Source organism: Pseudomonas sp. GW821-FHT09E12 (genome assembly GCF_059416085.1).
Genome location: NZ_JBWKOM010000001.1, coordinates 1,084,080 through 1,108,897 on the forward strand (window position 1 = coordinate 1,084,080; position 24,818 = coordinate 1,108,897).

Annotated in this window: 29 protein-coding genes and 1 pseudogene; 9 read left to right on the forward strand and 21 right to left on the reverse strand. The window is 62.1% G+C overall.

The genetic code is table 11. The features are described from left to right. Positions 1 to 2 precede the first annotated feature (2 nt). On the reverse strand, positions 3 to 923 hold the full coding sequence (locus AC07PQ_RS04880; RefSeq protein ID WP_493184333.1) for a LysR family transcriptional regulator: 921 nt from the start codon (positions 921 to 923) through the stop codon (positions 3 to 5). Between the two features lie 118 nt (positions 924 to 1,041). Here AC07PQ_RS04880 and AC07PQ_RS04885 point away from each other — a divergent pair, with 118 nt between their 5' ends. The 4 genes from AC07PQ_RS04885 to AC07PQ_RS04900 all read left to right on the forward strand — a co-directional run bounded on the left by AC07PQ_RS04885 (position 1,042) and on the right by AC07PQ_RS04900 (position 2,744). Beyond that, positions 1,042 to 1,788 carry an SDR family NAD(P)-dependent oxidoreductase gene (locus AC07PQ_RS04885; protein WP_007922846.1) on the forward strand — a complete coding sequence of 249 codons (747 nt, stop codon included), beginning with the start codon at positions 1,042 to 1,044 and terminating at the stop codon, positions 1,786 to 1,788. 65 nt (positions 1,789 to 1,853) lie between these two features. Continuing rightward, on the forward strand, positions 1,854 to 2,060 hold the full coding sequence (locus AC07PQ_RS04890) for a tautomerase family protein (protein ID WP_007922853.1): 207 nt from the start codon (positions 1,854 to 1,856) through the stop codon (positions 2,058 to 2,060). A 144-nt stretch (positions 2,061 to 2,204) separates the two neighbouring features. Then, positions 2,205 to 2,537, forward strand: a complete 333-nt coding sequence (locus tag AC07PQ_RS04895) for a hypothetical protein (protein ID WP_493184332.1) — start codon at positions 2,205 to 2,207, stop codon at positions 2,535 to 2,537. A 54-nt stretch (positions 2,538 to 2,591) separates the two neighbouring features. After that, positions 2,592 to 2,744 carry a hypothetical protein gene (locus AC07PQ_RS04900; RefSeq protein ID WP_493184331.1) on the forward strand — a complete coding sequence of 51 codons (153 nt, stop codon included), beginning with the start codon at positions 2,592 to 2,594 and terminating at the stop codon, positions 2,742 to 2,744. Positions 2,745 to 2,748: 4 nt separating this feature from the next. On the opposite strand, the gene AC07PQ_RS04905 is transcribed toward AC07PQ_RS04900, so the two are convergent. The 13 genes and pseudogenes from AC07PQ_RS04905 to AC07PQ_RS04965 all read right to left on the reverse strand — a co-directional run bounded on the left by AC07PQ_RS04905 (position 2,749) and on the right by AC07PQ_RS04965 (position 14,513). Continuing rightward, positions 2,749 to 3,102, reverse strand: a complete 354-nt coding sequence (locus AC07PQ_RS04905) for a DUF1428 domain-containing protein (protein WP_492570906.1) — start codon at positions 3,100 to 3,102, stop codon at positions 2,749 to 2,751. A gap of 135 nt (positions 3,103 to 3,237) precedes the next feature. Then, on the reverse strand, positions 3,238 to 4,323 hold the full coding sequence (locus tag AC07PQ_RS04910; RefSeq protein ID WP_007922856.1) for a hypothetical protein: 1,086 nt from the start codon (positions 4,321 to 4,323) through the stop codon (positions 3,238 to 3,240). A gap of 243 nt (positions 4,324 to 4,566) precedes the next feature. After that, complete coding sequence (locus tag AC07PQ_RS04915) at positions 4,567 to 4,737, reverse strand: hypothetical protein (RefSeq protein ID WP_177323779.1); 171 nt, start codon at positions 4,735 to 4,737, stop codon at positions 4,567 to 4,569. A gap of 242 nt (positions 4,738 to 4,979) precedes the next feature. Then, positions 4,980 to 5,261 (reverse strand): annotated as a pseudogene (locus tag AC07PQ_RS04920) (benzoate/H(+) symporter BenE family transporter); the annotation flags it as partial. 117 nt (positions 5,262 to 5,378) lie between these two features. Then, positions 5,379 to 6,716: an MFS transporter gene (locus AC07PQ_RS04925; protein ID WP_493184330.1), complete on the reverse strand. Its 1,338-nt coding sequence runs from the start codon at positions 6,714 to 6,716 to the stop codon at positions 5,379 to 5,381. A 170-nt stretch (positions 6,717 to 6,886) separates the two neighbouring features. Then, a complete protein-coding gene (locus AC07PQ_RS04930) occupies positions 6,887 to 7,660 on the reverse strand; it encodes a 1,6-dihydroxycyclohexa-2,4-diene-1-carboxylate dehydrogenase (RefSeq protein WP_493184329.1) in 774 nt (257 codons plus the stop codon). A 152-nt stretch (positions 7,661 to 7,812) separates the two neighbouring features. After that, positions 7,813 to 8,826 carry a benzoate 1,2-dioxygenase electron transfer component BenC gene (gene benC / locus AC07PQ_RS04935; RefSeq protein ID WP_007922864.1) on the reverse strand — a complete coding sequence of 338 codons (1,014 nt, stop codon included), beginning with the start codon at positions 8,824 to 8,826 and terminating at the stop codon, positions 7,813 to 7,815. Positions 8,827 to 8,836: 10 nt separating this feature from the next. After that, positions 8,837 to 9,325: a benzoate 1,2-dioxygenase small subunit gene (gene benB, locus AC07PQ_RS04940; protein WP_007922866.1), complete on the reverse strand. Its 489-nt coding sequence runs from the start codon at positions 9,323 to 9,325 to the stop codon at positions 8,837 to 8,839. Then, on the reverse strand, positions 9,325 to 10,686 hold the full coding sequence (gene benA, locus AC07PQ_RS04945; RefSeq protein WP_493184328.1) for a benzoate 1,2-dioxygenase large subunit: 1,362 nt from the start codon (positions 10,684 to 10,686) through the stop codon (positions 9,325 to 9,327). Before benA ends, benB begins: the two co-directional genes overlap by 1 nt. 274 nt (positions 10,687 to 10,960) lie before the next feature. Then, the gene (locus AC07PQ_RS04950; protein ID WP_101338563.1) at positions 10,961 to 11,917 is read right to left on the reverse strand and encodes an AraC family transcriptional regulator; all 957 of its coding nucleotides are present in this window, start codon (positions 11,915 to 11,917) and stop codon (positions 10,961 to 10,963) included. Between the two features lie 164 nt (positions 11,918 to 12,081). After that, the gene (catA, locus tag AC07PQ_RS04955; RefSeq protein WP_007922461.1) at positions 12,082 to 13,011 is read right to left on the reverse strand and encodes a catechol 1,2-dioxygenase; all 930 of its coding nucleotides are present in this window, start codon (positions 13,009 to 13,011) and stop codon (positions 12,082 to 12,084) included. A gap of 51 nt (positions 13,012 to 13,062) precedes the next feature. Then, on the reverse strand, positions 13,063 to 13,353 hold the full coding sequence (gene catC / locus AC07PQ_RS04960; RefSeq protein ID WP_007922462.1) for a muconolactone Delta-isomerase: 291 nt from the start codon (positions 13,351 to 13,353) through the stop codon (positions 13,063 to 13,065). 32 nt (positions 13,354 to 13,385) lie between these two features. After that, positions 13,386 to 14,513 carry a muconate cycloisomerase family protein gene (locus AC07PQ_RS04965; RefSeq protein WP_492571087.1) on the reverse strand — a complete coding sequence of 376 codons (1,128 nt, stop codon included), beginning with the start codon at positions 14,511 to 14,513 and terminating at the stop codon, positions 13,386 to 13,388. A gap of 125 nt (positions 14,514 to 14,638) precedes the next feature. On the opposite strand from AC07PQ_RS04965, the gene AC07PQ_RS04970 reads away from it, so the two are divergent. Then, positions 14,639 to 15,532, forward strand: a complete 894-nt coding sequence (locus tag AC07PQ_RS04970; protein WP_023964142.1) for a LysR family transcriptional regulator — start codon at positions 14,639 to 14,641, stop codon at positions 15,530 to 15,532. A gap of 168 nt (positions 15,533 to 15,700) precedes the next feature. Continuing rightward, positions 15,701 to 16,963, forward strand: coding sequence for an OprD family porin (locus AC07PQ_RS04975; protein ID WP_493184327.1), 1,263 nt, complete (start codon positions 15,701 to 15,703; stop codon positions 16,961 to 16,963). Between the two features lie 53 nt (positions 16,964 to 17,016). Here AC07PQ_RS04975 and AC07PQ_RS04980 read toward each other — a convergent pair whose 3' ends face one another. Further along, the gene (locus tag AC07PQ_RS04980) at positions 17,017 to 17,433 is read right to left on the reverse strand and encodes a T6SS amidase immunity protein Tai4 family protein (RefSeq protein ID WP_493184326.1); all 417 of its coding nucleotides are present in this window, start codon (positions 17,431 to 17,433) and stop codon (positions 17,017 to 17,019) included. Positions 17,434 to 17,703: 270 nt separating this feature from the next. On the opposite strand from AC07PQ_RS04980, the gene AC07PQ_RS04985 reads away from it, so the two are divergent. Then, the gene (locus AC07PQ_RS04985) at positions 17,704 to 18,075 is read left to right on the forward strand and encodes a PH domain-containing protein (protein ID WP_009044741.1); all 372 of its coding nucleotides are present in this window, start codon (positions 17,704 to 17,706) and stop codon (positions 18,073 to 18,075) included. Between the two features lie 12 nt (positions 18,076 to 18,087). Here AC07PQ_RS04985 and AC07PQ_RS04990 read toward each other — a convergent pair whose 3' ends face one another. Further along, complete coding sequence (locus tag AC07PQ_RS04990) at positions 18,088 to 18,972, reverse strand: LysR family transcriptional regulator (protein ID WP_009044742.1); 885 nt, start codon at positions 18,970 to 18,972, stop codon at positions 18,088 to 18,090. A gap of 113 nt (positions 18,973 to 19,085) precedes the next feature. Between AC07PQ_RS04990 and argC the strand changes: the two genes are divergently transcribed. Continuing rightward, complete coding sequence (gene argC, locus AC07PQ_RS04995; protein WP_493184325.1) at positions 19,086 to 20,012, forward strand: N-acetyl-gamma-glutamyl-phosphate reductase; 927 nt, start codon at positions 19,086 to 19,088, stop codon at positions 20,010 to 20,012. A 193-nt stretch (positions 20,013 to 20,205) separates the two neighbouring features. Here argC and AC07PQ_RS05000 read toward each other — a convergent pair whose 3' ends face one another. After that, positions 20,206 to 20,556 carry a BON domain-containing protein gene (locus AC07PQ_RS05000; protein WP_101338568.1) on the reverse strand — a complete coding sequence of 117 codons (351 nt, stop codon included), beginning with the start codon at positions 20,554 to 20,556 and terminating at the stop codon, positions 20,206 to 20,208. Between the two features lie 702 nt (positions 20,557 to 21,258). Between AC07PQ_RS05000 and AC07PQ_RS05005 the strand changes: the two genes are divergently transcribed. After that, a complete protein-coding gene (locus tag AC07PQ_RS05005; RefSeq protein WP_493184324.1) occupies positions 21,259 to 22,242 on the forward strand; it encodes a hypothetical protein in 984 nt (327 codons plus the stop codon). Between the two features lie 145 nt (positions 22,243 to 22,387). On the opposite strand, the gene AC07PQ_RS05010 is transcribed toward AC07PQ_RS05005, so the two are convergent. From AC07PQ_RS05010 to AC07PQ_RS05025, 4 genes are all read right to left on the reverse strand, one after another. Beyond that, positions 22,388 to 22,669, reverse strand: a complete 282-nt coding sequence (locus AC07PQ_RS05010) for a DUF3077 domain-containing protein (RefSeq protein WP_493184323.1) — start codon at positions 22,667 to 22,669, stop codon at positions 22,388 to 22,390. 508 nt (positions 22,670 to 23,177) lie between these two features. Then, positions 23,178 to 23,438, reverse strand: coding sequence for a PAAR domain-containing protein (locus AC07PQ_RS05015; RefSeq protein ID WP_150052334.1), 261 nt, complete (start codon positions 23,436 to 23,438; stop codon positions 23,178 to 23,180). 66 nt (positions 23,439 to 23,504) lie between these two features. Beyond that, entirely contained in the window at positions 23,505 to 24,530 is a 1,026-nt protein-coding gene (locus tag AC07PQ_RS05020) for a T6SS immunity protein Tli4 family protein (protein ID WP_493184322.1), read from the reverse strand. Next, positions 24,530 to 24,796 (reverse strand): hypothetical protein, encoded by a 267-nt coding sequence (locus AC07PQ_RS05025; RefSeq protein ID WP_178081082.1) that lies wholly within the window; start codon positions 24,794 to 24,796, stop codon positions 24,530 to 24,532. Before AC07PQ_RS05025 ends, AC07PQ_RS05020 begins: the two co-directional genes overlap by 1 nt. Positions 24,797 to 24,818 lie beyond the last annotated feature (22 nt).

Consider the following 24,818-nt stretch of genomic DNA (forward strand, 5'->3'; position numbering starts at 1 on the left):
CTTCAGGTCTTCCAGCCCGGCTGTTTCTCCAGCAGGAAATCGATAAAGGCGCGCAGGCGCAACGGCACGTGCCGGCTGTGGGGATACAGCAGGCTGAAGGGCCGCGAACGGCCGCCGTAAGGCTGCAGCACCTCCACCAGGGAACCCTCGGCCAGCTCGCGCTCGACCATGAAACGGTAGGTCTGGAACAGGCCGGCGCCGTGCCTGGCCAAGATCACGCCCCCCTGTAGGTCTTCCGAACACACGTAGGCCCCCTCGGCGAGCACTTCGCAGGGGCCATCGGCGCCGTTGAACAGCCAGGCGATGCGCCGGCCGCTGCTGGGCAGCTCGAACTGGATGCACTCGTGCTGCGCCAGGTCGTCGAGGCGCTGCGGGGTACCGGCCCGCGCCAGGTAATCCGGGGCGGCGAACACCACCAGTTCGGCGTCCTCCAGCAACCGCGCGACCAGCCCGGAATCCGGCTGCGCGCGCACCCGGATCGCCATGTCGTAGCCCCCTTCGACGAAATCGATATTGCGGTTGCTCAGATTGACCTCCACCCGCATCTGCGGGTAGCGCCGGCGAAACTCCGGTAGCAGCGGCAGGATCCGCAGATGGCCGTAGGTGGTCGGCAGGCTGATGCGCAAGGTGCCGGAAGGCGCCAGCTGCTGCCCGGTCAACTGGCGCTCGGCTTCGAGCATCTGGTTCAGCGCGCTGCGGCATTGCTGGTGATAGTCACGCCCGCCGTCGGTCAGGCGGATGCTGCGGGTGGTGCGCACGAACAGGCGGACGCCGAGCCGCTCTTCCAGGCGCGACACCGAGCGGCTGACCGCCGCCGGCGTGACCCCGGCCGCCAGCGCCGCGCCGGTAAAGCTGCCGATCTCCGCCGCCATGCAGAACAGCTCGATGCTGCCCAGCAGCACGTCGTCGAATTGCCGACTCATTGATTACACCATGTATCAAGTGAAGTACCTGACGCGCTGTTTATCAGCATTCGGCACACAAATATAGTTCTGCCCAACAGCGCTGGAACCCCTCTCACCGCAAAACAGGACTATCCCCATGAGCCACACCCTGAACCACAACAGCACCGTCATCATCACCGGCGCCTCCAGCGGCATCGGCCTCGGCCTGGCCCAGGCCTACCTGGCCCGCGGCTACAACGTGGTCGGCAATGCCCGCTCGGCACAGCGGCTGGCCGCGGCGGCCGAAACCCTGGGCCACAGCGAGCGTTTTCTCGGGGTCGAAGGCGACATCGCCGACCCGGCCACCGCCACGCAACTGGTCGAACGCGCCATCGACCGTTTCGGCCAGGTCGATGTGCTGGTCAACAACGCCGGCTTCTTCCTGCCCAAGGCGTTTATCGACTACAGCCCCGAGGAGCTGGAAAGCCTGCTGCAGACCAACCTCAAGGGCGTGGTCTACGCCTCCCAGGCCGCCGCGCGGCACATGATCGAGCGGCGCCGGGGCCGCATCATCAACATCAGCGCCAGCGTCGCGCTGCAACCGAACCTGGCGGTCCCGGCGGCGTTGCCGGTGCTGATCAAGGGCGGCGTGAACCAGATGACCCGCGCCCTGGCCCTGGAGCTGTCGCCGTTCAACATCCAGGTCAACGCGGTGGCCCCGGGGATCATCGACACGCCGATGCACGACCCGGCGCACCGTGCCTTCCTCGACGGCCTGCAACCGGCCGGACGGGTCGGACGCATCGAGGAAATCGCCGACGCGGTGCTCTACCTGTCCGGCGCCGGCTTCACCACCGGCGTGGTGCTGCCGGTGGACGGCGGCATGAGCAGCGGCAAATGGTAAACCCGGTGGGAGGCCCGCGTGCCTCCCGTCCCTTGCAACCCCATCTTTTCCTCAGGAGTAATGCCATGCCTTTCGTCAACGTCCGCATCACCCGTGACGGCGTGACCCGCGAACAGAAAGCCCAGGTCATCCGCGAGATCACCGAAACCCTGCAACGGGTGCTGAACAAGGCCCCGGAACTGACCCACATCGTCATCGAAGAAGTCGACACCGACAACTGGGGCTACGCCGGCATGACCACCACCGAATACCGCCAGCGAACGGCGCAATGAAAAAAGGGCGGGCCAGCATCGGGTCCGCCCTTTGTTCCTGGCGTTGAATCGATCCGCGACCTGCCGAATACGCCGCGACGCCCGCATCCTCAAGCCCTGCGCCGAGCCTTATACTGTCGCCCCTCCAGACCCGGGGCAGACCACATGGACGTCGTTCTCGAATGCCCGCTCACCGAACAGATCCTTGCCTTTTTCGCCACGGTGATCGGCAAGGACCTGCCCGGCTATCGCAATCATGTGTATCGCGTGCTGAGCTTCTACACCGCGCTCAATCCGCAGGACCGGCCGCTGTCCTGCGCGGTGCAGATCGCCGCGGCCTTTCATGACCTGGGTATCTGGACCCACGGCACCCTCGACTACCTGGCGCCGTCGATCCAACTGGCCCGGGCCTTTCTGGCCGAGCGCGGCGAGTCACAGCTGGCTGAGCAAGTCAGCGCGCTGATCGAGCAGCATCACAAACTGCGCCCTTATCGCTAGGCCCACGCCGCGAGCGTCGAACCGTTCCGGCAGGCCGACACGATCGACGTCTCCTTGGGCTTGCTCAACTTCGGCCTGCCCCGCCCGTTTATCCGCGAGGTACAGGCACGCTACCCCGACCAGGGGTTTCACTGGATGCTGGCACGCGCTTCGGCCCGACAGTTGCTGCGTACGCCGATGCGGCCGCTACCGATGTTCCGCTGGTGACGCCTCAGGCATTCACCAGCATCGTGAACCCGCCATAAATCATGCGCTGGCCGTCGAACGGCATCGGGCAGACATCGGGCTTGAGCCGCGGGTCTTCCATGGCTCTTTGCATGCCCGCGTCGCGGATTTCACGGGACGGCCAGATGATCCAGCTGAACACCACCGTCTCGTCCGCCTTGAGCTTGACCGCCATGGGGAACGAGGTCAGCTTGCCCTCGGGCACGTCGTCGCCCCAGCAATCGACCACGCTCAAGGCGCCGAACTCCTTGAACACCTTCGCCGCGACCTGCGCATGCTGCTTGAAGGCCTCGCGGTTGGCGGTGGGTACCGCCAGTACACAACCATCGACATAAGACATGATCCTGCTCCTGCTGATTGGGGTTGAACATCGGATCCCGACCTTGCTGTCGGTCACTCTGGGAACTGGTCGATCCGCATCGCCGACAATCGACAAGTCGGCGCGAAAAAACCTGAATCGGCCGACCGCCGGACTTCATGGCTCCGGCTGCCAACCGGTTTGCGGGGCGCTCAGGCCCGGCGTCGCGGGCGGATGCACAGTGCCCGGTACCGTCTCCAGCGGGGGCTCCGGTACCGCGCTTTGGCCCAGTTCGCCCTCGATATGCCCGGCCAGGTAATACACCCCGGCCATCACCCCGTTGCCGGTGTTGTTCAACAGCTTGAACCAGGCCTGGTCGAACGCCTTGCCCAGGCTCTGGCGAATCTGCGCCTCGGTCTCGGCCCGGTCGCTCTCATGGGCAATCGCGCGAAACCCCGCGGCGCCCAGGGAGATCACCGCGCCGGCGACCTTGCCGGCCACCGCCGACGCGGCGCCGGCAATGCCACGGCCGGCCATCTGCGCTTCGAATTTTTCGCTGGCCTGCCTGGCCACCGAGACAATCCCGGCCTCGGACGACACCTCGCCGGTGCCCGCCGGCGCGCTATGGATCTGCTGGTACAGCGCCGAGTAGGCCGGCAGCGTAGTCAGGGGCTTGGCATGCAACACCTGATACAACGACGCATCGCGCGCCGGCGGCGGCCCCAGGCGAATCGCCTGGATGCCATTGAGCCGTTGATCGAGTTGCCTGGCCGGCAACCGATAACGCTGGGCGATAACCTGCACCTGCTTGTCCAGCAGCTCGATATAGAACTCCGTGGCCTGGTTGAGAATCGCATCCGGGTCGATCTCCACCGCCACCGGTGCCAGCACCTGCTCCTGATACTGTTCCTTGAGGTACTCCGCCAGCCGCGTCGCCGCCGCGTCCTGCTCGTCGCCGGCGGTGAGGCTGTACCAACTGACTTTCATGGCCATCCACTCCTGGGTCCAGTAACTGCTGAACCAGGGGATGAAGGTTTCCTCGGTAACGGCATAGACCCGCACCCGCCAGTGCTCCATAGAGCCGCGGGCAAAGACCTTGACCTGGATCACCGCCTGCTGCGAAGCTTCGGCAATCTCCCGGTCCACCTGGCGCCAGGTGCTGGCCGGCACCACCACCGGCGCCACCACCTCGCGGACACGTTGGGTCGCGGCGCATCCGGCCAGCACCAGCAGCATCACGACGATCAGCGCACGCAGGTACAAGATGGCAACCCTCGCACAGCGTCGACCACGGCCACCCGCTCACGACGGGGCAGGCTTCAACCGGATACCACACGACCATGCCTGGATTGAGTATAGGTGCTGGGGGTTTGCGCCCCAGGCTCGAGAAGGGGTTCGCGACGGCGTATCCGACCAGCCGCTTACCCGCGATGGCGTCCGGCCTGATACACCGCGGCGCCTCGATCGCCGGCAAGCCTGGCTCCTACAGAAGCAGGTCAGTCGTGGTCAGCGTGGACCGCCACCGCCGGGACCTGCGCCAAAACCGCCATGCGGGCCGCCGCCACCGCCGCCATGCCCGCCACCGCCGCCACCCGGCGGGAAGAACATCCAGCAGCCCGACAGGGACGACAACAAGGCGATCACTACCGCCACTTTTGCAACTCGACTCAATATCATCGCTTCACTCTCTTTCAGGACGAGAACCACAAGTTTCTCGCCGTTTCAGACAGCGTTTGTGCGACATCGAGCACCGCATGAAGGTAAAGAATGGGTAAGGGTTGTATCGAAAAACCCACAGATTTCCAGGGACTTGCACGCTCATTTCGGCAGCAGCGAACGGCAACCCCGCAGCCCCTGGCCGGGCCGGAGGTGATTGGCCTGTGCAAGGATTTCGATACATGGCCAATGCCGCGGCACTGTCAATTACGCGCCTGTGCCTCCCCCGCCGCCGGTAACCCCTGCGGACGACGCAGAGTCAGCACACCACGGGCCACCAGGCCAAACAGCAGCCCCCAGAAGGCCGCCGACAAACCGAACAGCGACATGCCCGACGCCGTCACCAGGAAGGTGATCAACGCCGCCTCGCGATCCCGCGGTACGGCCAGGGCGGCGAACAGGGCGAGCCCGACGAGGGCCGCCTGGAAGATGATCACCGGCGGCCCGGCATAGGAAATCAGCGTGGCGATAAACCCGGCCACCAGCGCCGACAATGAAAAATCCTCGATCAACGGCTGCATGCAAGCCCCGAAGCCCTGAGGCATGGCATGACTGAACCACCGGCGCAGGCACCTGGGCGCCCGCGCCGGTCATGGCCCCAGCTACAGGGACGGCGCGCTGGCCTGGCTGACCGGCAGCGCCTTGGCGGGCCGCGGGTAGACGAAACACATCGCCAGCGCCGCCACCGCCCCCGGAATGGCAAAGGCCATGAAGTTATAGTGCAGCGGCAGCTCGATGCTCACCAAGGCACCGCCCAGCAGCGGCCCGACAATGGCCCCGCTGCGGCCGATACCCGAGGCCCAGCCAATGCCGGTGGAGCGGATCGTCACCGGATAGAACTGGGCGACACAGGCGAAGGCCAGGATCTGCGTGCCGATGGTGGTGGCCCCGGCAATCGCGATCAGGGCGTACAGCAACCCGTGCGGGCTCTTGAAGCCAAGCAGGCTGATGGACACCGCGGCCACGATAAAAAACGCCACCAGGACCTTTTGCAGCTGCAGGCGATCGCCGATCCAGCCGCCGCCCACGGCGCCGAAAATCGCCCCGAGGTTCAGCACCAGCAGGAACATCAGGCTCGAGCCCAGGCTGTAACCGGCGCTGGCCATCAGCTTGGGCAGCCAGGAGTTGAGCGCGTAGACCATCAGCAGGCAGCAGAAGAACACCACCCAGAGCATCAGGGTGCTCAGCGCCCGGCCTTCGCGGAACAGCTGCACCACCGGCGCGCCGGCGGTCTTGAGGTTGGCCTTGACGAACGAGTCGCCGGGTTGCGCGACGAAGCCCGGCTCGACCCATTGCAGCACCTGGCGCGCTTCGTCGTCCCGGCCCTGGCGCAGCAGGAAGCCCAGGGATTCGGGCAGGAATCTGAGAATCAGCGGCAACAGCAACAACGGGATCGCCGCCACATAGAACACCGCCTGCCAGCCGAAATTCGGCAGCAGCACGATGCCCAGGCCGGCGGACAGCGTGCCGCCCACCGAGTAGCCGCTGAGCATGATCGCCACCAGGGTGCTGCGGATTTTCTTCGGCGCGTATTCGTTCATCAGCGCCACCACGTTGGGCATCACCCCGCCGATGCCGAGGCCGGCGATAAAGCGGCAGATGCCGAACTGGGTGGGCGTGGTGGTGAAGCCGTTGAGCAGGGTGAAACCGCTGAACAGCACCACGCAAATGGCGATGACTTTCTTGCAGCCGATGCGCTCCGACAGCGTGCCGAAAAACAGCGCGCCGAACATCATGCCGAACAGCGCATAACTGCCCAGCGCCCCGGCCTGCAGCGGGCTCAGGCCCCACTCCTGCATCAGCACCGGCAGCACCACGCCGTAGATCACCAGGTCGTAGCCGTCGAAGATGATGATCATCGCGCACCAGAACAGCACGCGCCAGTGAAAGGCATTGAAGCGTGCCCCGTCGATCAATTGATTGCTGTCTATGTTTCGCATGGCATCTGACTCTTGTTGTTGTTTTATGAGAAACCGGATGTGCGTTTGCGCAGTCCTGTAGGAGCGAGGCTTGCCCGCGATTGGAGCGCTGCGGTGTGCCAGGCCGGACGCCATCGCGGGCAAGCCTCGCTCCTACAGTCAGGGTGCGATTTTCGATGACGCCTGATACTTCAGCCCTGGTCGCCACCGCCTACCGGCATGACCAGGCCGGTGATGTAGGACGCCTCGTCGGAGGCCAGGAACAGGATCGCCGCGGCCTGCTCGTCGATGGTGCCGTAGCGTTTCATCAGGGTGCTATCGACGGTCTGGTCGACGATCTGCCGGTACCAGACCTGTTCCTCGGCGCTCTGCTCGGCGCTGTTGCGTGGAATGCGCCGTGGCGGCGCTTCGGTGCCGCCGGGGGCGGTGGCGTTGACCCGCACCCCGCGCCCGGCGGTCTCGAACGCCAGGCAGGCGGTCAGGGCATTCACCCCGCCCTTGGCCGCGCCATAGGGCACGCGGTTGATGCTGCGGGTGGCGATGGACGACACATTGACGATGGCACCGCTGCCCTGCTCCAGCATGTACGGCAGCGCCGCGTGGCAGCACCACAAGGTGGGGAACAGCGAACGACGCACTTCGGCTTCGATCTGCTGCTCTGCATAGTGCTCGAACGGCTTGGCCCAAATGGTGCCGCCGACGTTGTTGACCAGCACGTCGATGCGCCCGAAACGCTCGACGGCCGCGGCCATCGCCCGGCTGCATCCGGCGTACTGCTCAAGGTCGGCGGTCAACGCCAGCACCTCGAACCTGGGGGCCAGCTCGGCCTGCAACTCGAACACCAGCTCGGAGCGATCCACCAGCACCAGCCGCGCGCCCTCCTCGGCCAGGCGCTCGGCGACCCGCCGGCCAATGCCCTGCGCCGCCCCGGTGACCAGGGCGACTTTTTCCTCGAATCTGCTCATCTCAAAACCTCATGCCAATGTACCGACGCACCACCCCCCTTCATCTGTAGGAGCGAGGCTTGCCCGCGATCAGCCGACAGGCTGAAAGGTCAGCGTTGCCCCACTATCGCCATCGCGGGCAAGCCTCGCTCCTACATAGGGCGCGGGGGCTGTCAGGCCGCGCTGGCGGCGAATTTTTCGTAGTAGAAATTGGCCGGGGCGATGCCCTGCTCGCGAATGAACTGGCTCACCGCCTCGACCATCGGCGGCGGGCCGCACAGGTACACATCCACATCGCCGTCGTTCAGGTGCCTGGGCTCGATATGCTGGGTCACGTAGCCCTTGAGCGGGTGGCGACTCTCGGGGTTGGCCACGCAGGCGCTGAAGCTGAAGTTGGGGATGCGCGCGGCGAAGGCTTCCAGGCGATCCATTTCCACCAGGTCGAAATCGTTGGTCACCCCGTAGATCAGGTGCAGCGGATGCTCGCTGCCCTGCTCGGCGATTTTCTCCAGCATCGCGGTGAACGGCGCCAGCCCGGTGCCCCCGGCCAGCAGCAACAGCGGCCGGCGAATATCGCGCAGGTAGAAGCTGCCCAGGGGCCCGGCCAGGCTCATGGGGTCACCGGCTTTCGCCAGGCCGGTGAGGAAGCTGCTCATCAGGCCGCCCGGCACGTTGCGGATCAGGAAGCTGACCTCGCCGTCGCGCTGCAGCGAGCTGAAGGAATAGGCCCGGGTCTGCTCACTGCCGGGCACGCCGAGGTTGACGTATTGCCCCGGCAGAAACGCCAGCTTGCTCAGGGCCTCGCCCTTGATCGACAGGGCGATGGTGCTGTCGGATAGCTGGCGCACCGCGCTGATGGTGGCGTCGAAGGTGGCCTGGGCGGTGCGGCAAACCTGCGACGAAGCCGGCACCCGCACCACGCAGTCGCTCAAGGCGCGCATCTGGCAGGTCAGCACGAAGCCCTGCTCGGCTTCAGCCGCTGTCAGCGCGTCGTCGATGTATTCCTCGCCCAGGTCGTAGCGCCCGGCTTCGGCGAAACACTTGCAGGTGCCGCAGGCGCCGTCGCGACAGTCCAGGGGGATATTGATGCCCTGGCGGTAGGCGGCATCGGCCACGGTTTCGCCGGCGTTGGCGGCGACGAAGCGGGTCACCCCGTCTTCGAAATTGAGTGCGATGTGATGAGTCATGGCGGTCGCCTCAGAGGTGGTAGACATCGACGACCTGACGAACGTAATCGTTCTTCAGGATGACTTTCTTGGCCAGGATCCGCGGGGTCTCGCCCCGCACATCGAGGGTGTAGAAGCTGGTGCCGAAGTAGCTGTCGACGGTCTTGTAGCGAAAGCTCAGGGTGTGCCAGTTGAAGCGCACCTTGCACAGGCCGTCGGCCTGCTCCAGCAGCTCGATGTTGCTCAGGTTGTGCGAGGTGCGGGTGTCGGGAATGCTCGCGCTGGAGCGCTCGGTCTTGATCCGGAACACCCGGTCTTCCAGGCCGCAGCGGCTGCCGTACCAGATCAGCGAGATTTCCCGCTGCGGGTCTTCGGTGAGTTCGTCGTTGTCGTCCCAGGACGGCATCCAGAAGGTCGCGTCGGCGGCATAGAGTTCCAGCCAGCTGTCCCAGTCCTTGTCGTCCAGGTAGCGCGCTTCGCGGTAGAGAAAATCGCGCACGGTGTCATGGGAAATGCTCATCACACAGCCTCCACGGCAATGGTTCGCGCGGCTTCGGCGGCCACCGCCTCGAGCATGGTTTGCTGCCAGTACTTGTGCTGCATCACGAACAGGCCTTCGTCTTCGGTACGCACGCCGCTGAGGATCGGTTGCAGGTCGATTTCCCGGGCCGCATCGTCCGCGCCCTCGACCCAGTGTTCGGCACCGCGGGACATGTCGTTCCAGGCGCTGTTGCAGCCCTGATAGCCCATCTGGCAGGAACGGAATTCCTCCAGGTCGTCCGGGGTGGCCATGCCGCTGACGTTGAAGAAGTCCTCGTACTGGCGGATGCGCGTTGCGCGGGCTTCGTCGCTTTCGCCCCTGGGCGCGATGCAGTAGATGGTGATCTCGGTGCGGTCCACCGAGATCGGCCGGGCGATGCGGATCTGCGAGCTGAACTGGTCCATCAGGTAGACGTTGGGGTACAGGCACAGGTTGCGCGAGTTCTCGATCATCCAGTCGGCGCGGGCCTGGCCGAAGTCCCGGGCCAGCTCATCGCGACGCTCGTAGAGCGGGCGGTCCTCGGGGTTGGACCAGCGGGTCCAGAGCAGCATGTGGCCCTTGTCGAAGGAATAGAAACCGCCGCCCTGCTTGGCCCAGCTGCCGGCGCTCATGGTCTTGATCTCTTCGCCGGCTTCGCGCTGCTTGCGCTGGCTCTGGGTGGCCGCGTAGTTCCAGTGCACCGAGCTTACGTGGTAGCCGTCGGCACCGTTTTCCGCGGTGAGTTTCCAGTTGCCTTCGTAGATGTAGCTCGAGGAACCGCGCAGCACTTCCAGGCCGTCGGCGGACTGGTCGACGATCATGTCGATGATCTTCGCCGACTCGCCCAGGTGCTCCACCAGGGGCAGTACGTCGGGGTTGAGACTGCCGAACAGGAAGCCGCGATAGGACTCGAAGCGCGCGACCCTGGTCAGGTCGTGGGAGCCTTCGCAGTTGAAGCTCGGGGGGTAACCCGCGGCGGCCGGGTCCTTGACCTTGAGCAGCTTGCCGGAGTTGTTGAAGGTCCAGCCGTGGAACGGGCAGGTGTAGGACGACTTGTTACCGGTCTTGTGCCGGCAGAGCATGGCGCCGCGGTGGCTGCAAGCATTGAGGAAGGCATTGAGTTCGCCGTCCTTGTTGCGCGCGATGAACACCGACTGCCGGCCCATGGTGGTGGTGTAGTAGTCGTTGTTGTTGGGGATCTGGCTCTCGTGGGCAAGGTACAGCCAGTTGCCCTCGAAGATGTGCTGCATTTCCAGGTCGAACAGCCGGGGGTCGGTGAACATCTCCCGCTTGCAGCGGTAGACGCCCCGGTCACGGTCTTCTTCAAGCAGGGAGTGAAGGTATTCGGGTCGCAGGGTCATGGCCGCCGCCTCCATTGTTTTTATTCAGGCAAGGCTCATGCTAGGGCGGGGTGTGCGGGGGCAATATCCGTTGCGTGCAGACCACTATCCGTTTTCTGCAGAGTTTTGTAGGGCAAGTCCTACATCCGTATGAAGAATCAGGAATGACGCGGCGGGCACGGCTTCTGTAGGAGCGAAGCTTGCTCGCGATGACGTCGGATCAGACACCAACGCGTCGTTCCCGATCGCCGGCAATCGAGCGCCACCGGCCGCTCCTACAGAAACACAATCTGGATCAAGGCCGGCGTCTGAGGGTGTCGGACGGCAGTTCGCCGAACTGTTTGCGGTAGCTTTCCGAGAAGCGTCCCAGGTGCAGGAAACCGAAGTCCATGGCCAGTTCGGTGATGTTGCGCACGTTGCAGCCGGGGTCGCGCAGGCAGGCGTGGATCCGCTCGAGTTTCTTCTGGCGGATGTAGCGCATGGGCGTGGTGCGGGCGTTGCGCTCGAACAGCGCATACAGCGAACGCAGGCTCATCTGCGCCTGTTGCGCCAGCTCTTCGCAGCCGATGTCCTGCTTGAGGTTGCGCTCGATGTAGTCGGCGATGGCCTCGAAGGTCGCCGACGACGAGCCCAGGCCCACCCGCCGGATGTTGGTCTTCATCAGGCTGAGCATCTTGCTCGCGACGATCTGCGCGTAATGCTCCTGCACCCGGGGGATGCATTCGGCGGCTTCGGCTTCGCGGCAGACCACGTTCAGCAGGTTGATAAAACCTTCCAGCTCATCCAGCTGGTAGCGGTTGCCCACAAAGCGCACGCCCTGCCCCGGATACAGCCAGCGCTGCTCATCGCACACCGACTCCAGCAGGCGGGTGGGCACCTTGATGATGAATTTCTCGCAATCGTCGGAGTAGGTCAGGTCCACCGGATCGTCAGGGTTGATCAGCAGTAGCTCGCCGGGGGCGAAGTAATGCTCCTGGCGATGGCCGCGCCACAGGCAGTGGCCGCGTAGCAACACTTGCAGGTGGTAGATGGTTTCCAGCGCCGGCGAGGTGACGCGCACGCTGCCGCCGTAGCTGATCGAGCACAGGTCAAGGCTGGCGAACTGCCGATGATTGAGGCTGGCCTGGGGGCTGCCGGCCTTGGGCAAACGGATGCAGTGGCTGCCCACATGCTGGTTGACATAGCCGGACACAGCGTAGGGATCGGCCTGGGCGAATACCCGGCTGCGCTCACTCAACAGATGGGTTTCCATAAGCGGGTCACTCCCCGTTTTTGTTATTGGGATTGTTATTGCCGGGCGGTGATCGTTCGCCACCGCTGGCCCATCACGCAAGACTTCGACCACGGCTCACAACGGCAAAAACCACGGGATCACTCACGTTATCCCGTGGCCCCGAATCGGGATCTGCCGCGCTGTCAGTCCTCCAGCGCTCGCACCCGCTCCAGGCGTTGCTGCTCCTCGGGCTGGGCCGACGACTGCAGGGTGAAGTCGAAGTCGATCTCGGCGAAACGCCCGCTGACCCCGTATTGCGCCGCACGCTGCTGATCGTCGCTGAAGGTGATCTTGGCGATCAGTTCGTCACGGGTGGCGTAGGCGAAATCGTCGTGCAGGTATTCGTCGCCATCGAGGTTGATCTGGGTGGTCAGGTGACGGTGGTCATCGGCCGAGATGAAGAAGTGGATATGCGCCGGACGCTGGCCGTGGCGGCCCAACTGGTCGAGCAACTGCTGGGTCGGACCGTCCGGTGGGCAGCCGTAGCCCGAAGGCACGATGCTGCGAAAACGGTAGCGGCCTTCGGCATCGGTGACGATGCGCCGACGCAGGTTGAACTCGGACTGGGTGGTGTCGAAGTAGGAATAGGTGCCGCCGGTGTTGGCGTGCCAGACATCGACAATGGCCCCGGCCAGCGGTTCGCCGGCGGTGTTGCGCACCTGGCCCTGCATGAACAGCACCACGCCCGGATCGACGCCATCGTCGAGGCGCGCTTCACCCTGGCTCAGCGGCGCGCCGGCCACGTACAGCGGGCCTTCGATGGTGCGCGGGGTGCCGCCGGTCTTGCCGGCCTGTTCGTCGGCGGCGTCCATCAGCAGGTCCAGGTAGTGCTCCAGGCCCAGGCCGGCCACCAGCAGCCCGGCTTCCTGGCGCGCGCCGAGCACGTTGAGGTAGTTGACCGCCTTCCAGAACTCTTCCGGGGTCACATCGAGGTCCTCGATGATGTTCACCGTGTCACGCAGGATGCGGTACACCAGGGCCTTGGTGCGTGGGTTGCCCTGATCGTTGAACTGGCCGCTGACTTCTTCGAGAAATTTCTGGGCGCTGGCAGTGTGGGAAATTCGGACGTTCATGGTTATTCCTCATCTTGTATTTATTAGAGTGTGGAGCAGGCTGGCGCGGGCTCAGCGGTCATCCGCACGAATGGACGAAGGATGCCTGCACAGCGCGTTCACTTCGATAGCCATGTACGGGTACAGCGGCAGTTGCATCAGCAGGTCGTGCAGTTCCTGCACGCTGTCGACGTCGAACACGCTGTAGTTGGCATACAGGCCGGCGATGCGCCACAGATGCCGCCACTTGCCCTGCTCTTGCAGGCGCTGGGCCAGGGCCTTTTCGTCGGCCTTGAGCTGGGCGGCGCGCTCGGGGTTCATGTCGACCGGCAGGTTCACGGTCATTTTGACGTGGAACAGCATGGTGCTCTCCTTAAGACGTGATGAATGGCAGTTCAGGCTTGGTCGCGGCGGAAGAACGCCAGGCGCTCCTCGTCCAGGCTCAGGCCGAGGCCCGGCGCCCGGGATACGTGCAGCTGGAAATCGCGGTACAGCGGCGGCTCGGCGAGGATGTCCTCGGTCAGCAGCAGCGGGCCGAACAGTTCGGTGTCCCAGCTCAAGGTATTGAGGGTCAGGAAGGCATGGGCCGACGCCAGGGTGCCGATGCCGCCTTCGAGCATGGTGCCGCCGTACAGGCCGATGCCCGCCGCCTCAGCGATCGCCGCGGTGCGCAGTACCGCGCGCGGGCCGCCGTTCTTGGCGATCTTCAGGGCGAACACCGAGGCCGCGCCTTCGCGGGCCAGGTTGAAGGCGTCTTCCACGCATTCGATGGATTCGTCGGCCATGATCGGCGCCGGGCTGATGGCGTTCAGGCGCACCATGCCGGCGCGGTTGTTGCGCGAGATCGGCTGTTCGATCAGGTCGATGCCGTTGCCGCCCAGCACCCGGCAGGCACGCACCGCCACCGCTTCGTCCCAGGCCTGGTTGACGTCGACCCGCACGCTGGCGCGGTCGCCCAGGGCCTTCTTGATCGCGATCACATGGGCCAGGTCGCGGTCCACCTCGCCGGCGCCGATCTTCAGCTTGAAGATGCGGTGGCGGCGCAGGTCGAGCATCTTTTCCGCTTCGGCGATGTCCTTGGCGGTGTCGCCGCTGGCCAGGGTCCAGGCCACTGGCAAGGCGTCGCGCACCCGGCCGCCGAGCAGTTCGCTGACCGGCAGCCCCAGGCGTTTGCCCTGGGCGTCGAGCAAGGCGCTTTCGATGCCGGATTTGGCGAAGGTGTTGCCGCGAATGCTGCGCTCCAGGCGCTGCATGGCGGCATTGATATTGGCGCCGTCCTGGCCGAGCAGCAGCGGCGTGAAGAAGCGGTCGATATTGGTCTTGATGCTGTCCGGGCTTTCATTGCCATAGGCCAGGCCGCCGATGGTGGTGGCTTCGCCCAGGCCTTCGATGCCGTCGGCGCAGCGCAGGCGGATCAGCACCAGGGTCTGGTTCTGCATGGTGTGCATCGCCAGCTTGTGCGGGCGGATGGTGGGCAGATCGACAATGATCGTTTCGATCGATTCAATGACACTTGAAAGCATTTCCATACCCATCAGGTTCTTGAAGTTATGGAACCGATTCTCGTACGGCTTTTTCCGGGGTTCCAATATAGAATTGGTCTGGCTCGATACCTTGAAGGTATCCAACCTTTGCCCGCGGAGGCCTTATGGAACTGCGTCATCTGCGTTACTTCCAGGTGCTGGGCCAGACCCTCAACTTCACCAAGGCCGCCGAGCGCCTGCACATCGCCCAGCCGCCCCTGAGCCGGCAGATCCAGCAACTGGAAGAAGAACTCGGGGTGTTGTTGCTGGAGCGCGGCCGGCCGTTGCGCCTGACCGAAGCCGGGCGCTTTTTCTATGAGCATTCCAGCGTGCTGCTGGAGCAACTGGCCAAGGTCTGCGACAACACCCGGCGCATCGGCCACGGCGAAAAGACCTGGCTCGGCATCGGCTTTGCCCCCTCGACCCTGTACGGCCTGCTGCCGGAACTGATCCGCCGCCTGCGCAGCCACGAGACCCTGGCCCTGGAACTGGGGCTGTCGGAAATGACCACCCTGCAACAGGTGGAAGCGCTCAAGGCCGGGCGCATCGATATCGGCTTCGGGCGGATCCGCATCGACGACCCGGCCATCGTGCAGAAGGTGCAGACCGAGGATCGCCTGGTGGCCGCCCTGCCCGCCGGCCATCCGCTGATCGGCCAGCCGGTGAGCCTCGCGCAACTGGCCGACGAGCCTTTCGTGCTCTACCCCGGCAACCCGCGCCCGAGCTACGCCGACCATGTGATCGCGCTGTTCAACACCCACGGCCTGAACATCCGCATCGTGCAGTGGACCAACGAACTGCAGACCGCCATCGGCCTGGTGGGCGCCGGCATCGGCATCACCCTGGTGCCGGCCTCGGTGCAATTGCTGCACCGCGACGACATCGGCTTCAGCCCGCTGCTGGAAGCCAACGCCACCTCGCCGATCATCATCAGCCGGCGGGTCGGCGATGTGTCGGCGGGGCTCAGCCACTGCTTGCGCATGATCGACGAACTGCGCGCCGAACACCCCGACGCCTGACTCCTCGCGCGCAGCCGACTCGCGGTTGCGCCCACCTCCCCTTACCGCAAAAAAGCGCACCTGCAGAAAAGGGATACAGGTCTGCAGGCAATGGATAGCACCCGCCCCACACCCGCCCCTAGCCTGCCGGGCAGTGAACTGCTTTCCATAACAATAAGAGTAAAAGCAATGAAACCTGCAAAGACCCTCGCCGCGCTGGGCACCAGCGCGGTGTGCCTGAGCGCGCCCCAGCCGCTGGTGGCCGCAGAAGGCGGTTTTATCAAGGACGCCACCGCCACCCTCCAGGCCCGCAACTACTTCTTCAGCCGCGACTATTCGGATATCCGCGGCACCGAGCAGTCCATGGCCCAGGAATGGGCCCAGGGTTTTATCCTCAACCTCAAGTCCGGCTACACCCCCGGCACCCTAGGCCTGGGCCTGGATGCCATCGGCACCCTGGGGCTCAAGCTCGACAGCGGCAAAGGCCGGGTCAACAGCGGCCTGCTGCCAGTACAGGAGGATGGCGAAGCCGCCGACAACTACAGCCGCCTCGGCCTGGCACTGAAACTGCGGCTGGCGAAAAGCGAGCTGCGCATCGGCGAACTGCAACCCAACCTGCCAGTGCTGAGCTTCAGCGATATCCGCCTGTTGCCGCCGTCCTACCAGGGCGCGAGCATCGTCTCCAACGACATCGACGGCCTGACCCTGCAAGGCGGCCGCCTGCGCTCCACCAGCCTGCGCAACGAATCCGGCGACGGCAAACTGCAAGCCATGCTCGGCCACGTACCGAAACGCGCAGTCAGCAGCGACGCCTTCAACTACGCCGGCGCCGACTACGCCTTCAACGACAAACGCAGCAGCGTCAGCGCCTGGTACGGCCAGCTGGAAGACATCTACCACCAGCGCTTCCTCGGCCTGAAACACAGCCAGCCGCTGGGCAACTGGATACTCGGCGCCAACCTCGGCTACTACGACAGCGAAGAAGACGGCAAACAGCTGCTCGGCGCCATCGACAACCAGGCCTTCTTCTCCCTGCTATCGGCCAAGCGCGGTGGCCACACCCTCTACATCGGCTACCAGGGCATGTTCGGCGACAGCGCCTTTCCCCGGGTCTTCGCCAACATCACCCCGCTGGGCAACGAAGTGCCCACCTACGAGTTCGCCTACACCGACGAACGCTCCTGGCAACTGCGCTACGACTACGACTTCGCCGCCAGCGGCCTGCCCGGCCTGACCACCACCCTGCGTTACATCCGCGGCGACAACGTCGACACCGGCAAAGGCTTTGAGGGCAAGGACTGGGAGCGCGACCTGGATATCGGTTACGTGATCCAGTCCGGCCCGTTGGGCGGGCTGGGAATCAAGGTGCGCAATGTGCTGGCGCGCTCGAATTATCGGACCGATATCAATGAGAACCGGTTGTTGCTGAGTTATAGCTGGAAGTTGTTTTAAGTCAGGGTGGCGAGCGCGATATGGGATATCGCGCTCGGCCAGTTCTTTACCCATCATTGTGTAATGTACGGGTCCTGCGTCTTGATAAAATCGTCGAACGCCTTGGAGTTATAGATATCGAGGCAGGCATAGAACACGACTTTCTTATCCGTATATTTGCTACTGGCTTGGGTTTTCTCATACATGGAAAATACAAAATTCGTCGTTGCATCATAAGGATTATGCAGAGTCTCCAGGGTATCTTCATTCTGAAGAATGGTGTGCATACCACTCCCCATGAAGGAATAGGCGCCAATAGCCGACTCTATATCGCTCTTCACATCGGACTCATTTTTGAACTGATTAACGATGCAATAGCCAAGGCCGTAATTCTTCAACGACTGCCGGGCCGCTGTAATATCGCCCCCAGCATAGGCAACACTCCCCATGTTGCCGGCAATCAACAGCCATACCGCTAAAATCCGTTTCATCCTTTCAGTTCCTAATAGTTGCTCTTCCAGTGATGCCGAGAATCATGTGCAATCCAAAGTAGTAGCTACCTCATGAATTATTAATTCCAGTTAAAAGTCGATCAGAATAATTCAAAGGCCATCAGAGACATCGCCTTAACTGGTATCTGCTACCAGCAAACTCTTGGTATAACGCTGTACCCAAGCGGCGATGGAACCTGAGCCGGGTCCGATACGCCTTAACAGCTAGCAAAAACCTGGAATATTACTTCAAAAATAAGGACGCTCCCCATGATCGACTTCAACAACAAAGGCTTCTTCAAGCTCAAGCAAAACGACGAATACGCCGAGCGGGTCAGCGACCTGTTGCTGGAAGGCGAGCAGGTGATCGACGCCTATAAGGCCATGCGCGACGGCGTGGTGTTTACCAACAAGCGCATTATCGCGGTCAACGTTCAGGGCATCACCGGCAGCAAAAAGGATTTCACCTCCCTGCCCTACAAAAACATCGTCGCTTACTCGGTGGAAACCTCCGGCACCTTCGACCTGGACTCCGAGCTGGAGATCTACTTTTCATCGCTGGGCCAGGTGAAGTTCGAGTTCACTGGCAAGACTTCGATGGTGGAAATCTCGAAGCACATTTCCAGGCACCTGCTGGGCTAAGGCGCTCCGTTATCAATCGGCGCTCAGCCCCCACAGCACCTCCAGCACATGCTGGGTCGAGCGTTCCACCTCGCCGTCCCGATGGGCAATGCCCAGCTGGCGCCACAGCGGCGGCTGCAACGGGCGCATGGCGATCCGGGTGTCGGGCAGCGGCGTGGCGGCTTCGTGGGGCAGCAAGGTGGCGCCATAACCGGCGGCCACCAGGCTCTTGATCGCGTCGTTGTAGTTGAGCTGGATGCGCGCCGTGGGCTGCTGGCCGCCCAGTGCGAACCACTCCGAAGTCAGGCGCGACAGCCGGGTGCTGTGGTCGTTGAGGATCAGCGGCTGGGCGGCCAGCCATTGCGGTGTCACCGGATCGGGGCATTGCCAGCGGGCCGGCAGGAAAGCCATGACCGGGTCCTTGCGCCAGGGCTCGATGCGCAAACCCTTGACCGGGGTTTGCGGCAAGGCCACCAGGCCGATATCCAGCGAACCTTCGGCGAGCTTCTTCAAGCTCTCCTGGGAGGTCAGCACCGCCACCTGCAGGTCGATGCCCGGATGGCGCTGGCCGAGGGTTTCCAGGGCCTGGGGCAGCAACTGAGCAATGGCCCCGGTGGACGCCCCCAGGCGCACCCGCCCGGCCAGGCCCAGCACCTGGCGCTGCACATCCTCCAGCGCCTGCTCGGCATCGGCCAACAGCCGCCGCGCCCGTTCCACCAGGGTTTCGCCAATGGCCGACGGCTGCACCCGACCCCGGGTGCGCGACAACAGCGAGCCGCCCACCCGCGCCTCCAGGTCGGCGATATGCAGGCTGACCGTAGGCGGCGCCAGGTTCAGCGCGCGGGCCGCTTCGGCAAAGGACCCCAGGTCGACAATCGCCACCAGGGTGCGCAACCGGTCGAGGCTGATCTCACGCATGGTCTGCTCCAGATTCAGAAAAACTGAAGCTTAGTGTTATTAAATTCAACTTTCTCTATTTCAGCTTCAGCCGGAAGATTTGCCCAATCTATTCCCGCTTGCGAGCACACAGCATGAGCACACCCCTCGTATTTATCGACGGCGACCAGGGCACCACCGGGTTGCAGATCCACCAGCGCCTGCAAGGCCGCAGCGACCTGCACCTGCTGACCCTCGCCGCCGACCAGCGCAAAGACCCGCAACGTCGCGCCGAAGCCATCAATGCCTGCGACATCGCCCTGCTCTGCCTGCCCGACGATGCCGCCCGCGACGCCGTCGCCAGCATCCGCAACCCGGCGGTGCGGGTGATCGACGCCAGCTCGGCGCACCGCACCCACCCCCACTGGACCTACGGCTTCGCCCAGATGCATCCGCAACAGGCACAGCGCATCGCCACCTCCAAGCGCGTAAGCAACCCCGGCTGCTACCCCACCGGCGCCATCGGCCTGCTGCACCCCGTGCTGCAAGCCGGACTGCTGCCGAAGGACTACCCGATCAGCATCAACGCCATCTCCGGTTACTCCGGTGGCGGCCGCGCTGCGGTCGAAGCCCACGAAAGCCCGAATGCTTCCCAAGCCGCCCCTTTCCAGGTCTATGGCCTGGGCCTGGCCCACAAGCATGTGCCGGAAATCCAGCAACACAGTGGCCTGAGCGAACGGCCGCTGTTCGTCCCGGCCTACGGTGCCTTTCGCCAGGGCATTGTGCTGACCATTCCTCTACAGCTGCGCCTACTTGCTCCGGGGGTGGATGCCGCACGCATTCATGCCTGCCTGGAACAGCACTACGTCGGCAGCGGTTGTGTGCAGGTGATGTCGCTTCGGCAGGCACAAGAACTCACGGGGCTTGATCCGCGGGCGCTGAACGATACCGACGCGATGCGCTTGATGGTGTTCGAGGGTGAGGGGCAGGTGTTGTTGGCGGCGGTGTTCGACAATCTGGGTAAAGGCGCGGCGGGGGCGGCGGTGGAGAATCTGGATTTGATGCTGGCCGCGCTGGGCTGAAGGGACTGCCTGCGCATTGCAACGGGTCAGATACAGCCTGGCTGGGTGCAACCCTTTGGCAACTGAGAGAAAGCCCCACCCGACCGGGCAGGGCTTTCAACGTGCTGGCGATCCTCCTGAGGCCCCGCCGAAAAGGCTAGCGAACCCAGCGCCGCCCTGGCCTCCCGGCGCGACGCTCAAGCCTTCGCCTTGGTCATTTGTCGTCCCTCTTCGTCGCCGACGGCGAAGGGTATTCGCTGCTCTCTTCGGCGTTGGGCGCTTCGGGCAGGCTTCCCGGGGTGAACATATGGGTCTGCAAGTCACTGGCATCGATGCCGGCGACGCCGTGTACCCCACGGGTCAGGCTGACAGCCTGCTCACACTGTTTATGGGTGTTGAGCCGACCGCTCAAGGTAACCATGCCGGCATGGGTTTTGACATGGATAGGCAAACCACGGGTCGATTCGGCAAAGGTCAGTGCCGACCTCACCTTGGTGGTGACCCATGCATCGTGAACGGCCATTTCCAGACCATGGGAGTAATGCTGGAAGGAATGAAGTTTCATGGCGGGTCCCTCTCGTGTCATCAGTTGGGCGTCCCGTCCCATTGGTTGGACTGCCCTCTGCCGGGCGGGTGAGCTTGCGGGGTAACCGATGGGCGCAGCGGTACTCGCCGGGCAGATGGGGTGCTTGTTAATTATAGTTCGGCGGTTGGCGGGGCTTGGTGCGCGGGGGTTCTGGTCACCCCAGCAGGGACCGGAGTGTGGCCGTTCTTGGTTTGAAGTCCCCTTGCTATCTAACAAGCGTACCTGCAACGACAACGACTAATGCAAACCGAGGAGGTGCTGAATCAAGCTCAGCCTTAAATAGTGGCTTTTGGCCTATTCTGTTGAAAAAGTCGGACTTGAGTTTTAGCGGCAAAATGCAGGCGTTCAGAATTGAAATCTGCATTGCTTTTGGGGACTCAGGCTTCATATCTACCGCACCCATACAGCTGTTTTTCAGCCCCATTTTGGCGAATGCCGAGCCATAGCGGCTTTTTCAACAGAGTCGGCCAAAAACAGTCGGTCGTGACAGGTGAAAAACACCCCAAAGCAGCCGCTGATGCTAGGGCAGAAAGAAGTCCAACCAAGAGAATGACAGCTACTCGAGACTATTTTTTGTCTGATCCCAGAATTGACCGATAGCATACGGCAGGCCGTAGAACGTGAAACACTGTAGCCTGATCGAAATTCCTTCAACTCCACTCCACAACAAGGGCGCAATGGATGGCTGACCGATTCCTCCTCTATATCGACATCTTGGGTTTTACCGAAATGGTTCGCAAAGACCCAAGGAAAGTGGCGCGAGTTTATTCAATCCTCGATTCGCTAAATGTTCACAGACATAACAGTTTCAAGACAATTGTCTTTTCCGATACAGTATTAGTTTACAATGTCACATCACCTACTAATGACGAAGAAAGGCGATATTTGGTTTGGTATTTGACGGAGTTCGCAGAAGACCTACATGACCGGCTGATCGGTCAGGACATCTACTTTAGGGCCGCTTTGGTTGCCGGAGATTTTTTCCATTACGAACTCAATCACGTCGAGTGCTTTTTTGGAAGTGCTTTGATCACAGCTTATCTGGCAGAGAAGGATATCCCGTCTCTGGGGCTATTCATGGACAAGGAGTGCGCTAAGTACAACCAGTTCTTCCGTCTTGATCAGTTTAATTCCGACTTTTCTTTCGTTTACCTCAATCGGCAACTGGAGATGCTCAATATGCATACCTTCGGCCATTTTCCCACTGTGTTCGATCTCCCAGTCGGCGATATAGCTCCTGACGTCTACGGACAGATTAAATTCCTCCAACATATCCATGAACAAATGCGCTCACACCCTTCGCCTCAAGTGAGAGTTAAGTTTCTTGCTGCTTGGGACTTCCATAAGAAGCGCTACCCCCAGATGTTGCGCGTCCTTGAAGACAACGAGTTCAGAGCTGATTCATTGGGGGCTTCAGGAGATTGGGTGACGATGGATAAAGTGCATGAAGATAATGTCGCTTACTTCAAACGAATCGGTAGTGGAACAGTACTTTCCATGTCCATTACGGGAGCTGCGAGAAAAAAATCAAAATCACCTACTGGAAGACTCGTAAAAACTTCAACCCCAACAGTCACCAAATCCAAACCTCGAAAACCAACACTAAACGAAACCGTGGTTCAATCACCATCGAAGCTGAAGAAGCCTACCCCAAGCAAGCCTTGACGAATCTGATGATTAAATTGCCGCAGTCATAAATAACGTGAATCGACCGATTGAATCCACAGCCGAAAGCTACCTCCCCGACAATAAAAAACGCCACTTATCACCCAACAATAAGCGGCGTTTTCATGATTCACGCTATAAAGCTTTAACTCAAAATCCCCCCGTCCCCCACCCCCAAACAAACATCATCAATCACCGCCTTCCCCATCTCTGCCAGAAAGTGCGAAGCCCAGGCATAGCGCTCGCCCTGTTCTTCCATGGCCGCGTCCAATGCGAGTTTCTTGGCGTAGTACAGCAGGGTCGAAGCGTGTTCCAGGGCTTGTTGCAAGGGCACGTCGGCGTTGACGCGGAATAGGCTTTGTTCAGGATCTGCGCAATTACCGAAGGTGACGACGCCCAGGGTTTTGATGGGGGTTGGCATGCTCATAAGGCACCTCCTGCAACCGCCAGGAAGTAGGTGTTATTGAGCAGACGAAGCCGAAACGAAAGACAGAGAAATACAGACAGATTGCGGGCGTACATGGTTGAACCTCCCATATCAAAAGAGAGCTGCCATGTTCGTTCTCAGGCGAATGGGTGGCAGCTGTGCGCAGGCTGAGAAACCGGAGATACAGGAACCCGGCAGACCCGAAGGTCTCCCACGCACAGCCGCCATGACACGAGAAGACGGGCACAAAAATGCGCCTGCAATCGTGGGCGGGCGCTTGTGCGCCTGCATCTTACCGGGTTCTCAGGCCCGATCGCTGATTTTGCAGCGACAGGGACAGACTAGTTTTTTGGGTGGTGGCGAACAACCTTAAAACCGTCGCTGTTTATGTCCATCTCTCCAGCAGCAGATCCCCACTTACGCCACCCGAAACGTCAAGCAATCTGTACTCGCCGAACGGTTACTACGCCCTCGCCTTGGGCAAACAAAAACACCACCCTCTACCTGACTAACTCTCAGCATCGCCTTTCGGTCCGCTGGCAATCAGGCTGGCGCCACAGGCGGTTTTCATTCCATGGAGCGCCACGGGAACACCGCCGACATCCAGCAAGGCACTGCCCTCGGCAATAGGAAACACACCTTTGCATAGAGGGCAGGTGACCTTGTGCCCGACCCCGGCCATGGGTTTGCCGTTCAGGTCGGTCTGGTTGAACGCTTCGATCACGGTTCCACCGTGACTGGTGGAATCGCCGAGTCGGATGATGTCCATGTCTGCTCCTTTTCCGTTGTACTCACAAACACTCCTCCCTCCTTGCGCCCTCCGAAGGATAAATATTCAGGAGCCTGCTGTATTACCGTCACGCGAAGACACCGGGCGCAGGCGGACGGAGCCGATGATGGTGTCCCAGAACGCCAGCGCTTCTTTGTCTGATTTGAATGGCGGCGCTGGCAGCCTGCCGTTGCTGTCGGGGCTACGTTGAAGTACACCAAGCGCGGCTGAAATGTTTGGCTCGGTAATCGAGTCATCTTTGCCTTGAGCTTCCCAGGCGAACGTATAGATGCGTTGCCCCTTGTCAGTACTGGCCAACAGGTATTCGTCGGCAGGAACCGCGCCGCCACGCTCCTTTTTGCGCAGGGTCTCGATCCCCAGCACCGTCCTGGCGGCATCTGCGAGGAAACCACTCACCCGATCCAGCAGACGGTTCTCTTCTGCTCCGGTGCTGGAGGTGAATTCGAAGTGGGCGCCGGGGTGATCCGGGAAAGTCACGCCGATATCGAAACGTTCGCTCTGGAAGTGGTTGCCTGCGATATAGCCACGATCAATGCAAAAACCCGGCTCGGTGGGAATTTCACTGGGTTCGCGAGAGCGAAGATCGCGTACCAGGTTCTTCGCGACCTCAATGCCACGAGGCTCGCGATCTGGCTCCATCTCAATCCTCCAGTAATAAGGCTGCCACACAGGTTCTGAAACAGCATAGGCGTACAGGTAATACGACTCGATACTGGCATCGGAAGCCCAAGACAGGATCCCGGTTGAGCCTTTGCCCAGATCATACCGGCGCACAAACATGCTTCCCTTCGTATCATGCTGCTGCCGTTTAAGCTCCTGCTCGTGCTGATCGATCCTGGACGTGAATGCAGCGAGATCGTCCCTTAGTGGCTCAATAACCTGCCCACGCAAGTAATACCCCGCTCTGACTTCCGCTTGGGGCGGCAAATCGATCAGGAATCTGCCCAAGCAATGGGTGATCCATCCGGTCTTGTCCATGGAAGAGTTCCGAGAAGAGGAAAATGATGTGCAACTGGTGATACTGGTCAAGGCGACCATGCCAAGAACAGTGAAGAGCTGACGCAGGCGCATCATGAACCTCCTGCCCAGTCAGCATGCTGGGCAATCTTGATAACGCCATAGAGAGTGGCCCATTGGGCACGTTTGTCGTTGTAGCTTTTTTGATATTCGTAGCCTTTGTCGGTGTTGTACTGCCCGACGCCCTTGCCGCCCTGGCGGAAGCTGGCCTTGATGCCGGCTCTGCCGGGGGCCAGTCCGGAGTCGGTGGGAACGGTCCCGTCCCCACCGCTGCCAGATGACTCCTGTGTCACGGCAAACCGTAGCGGACCTTCGACCACAGCAGGCAGGCCACGGCGGAAC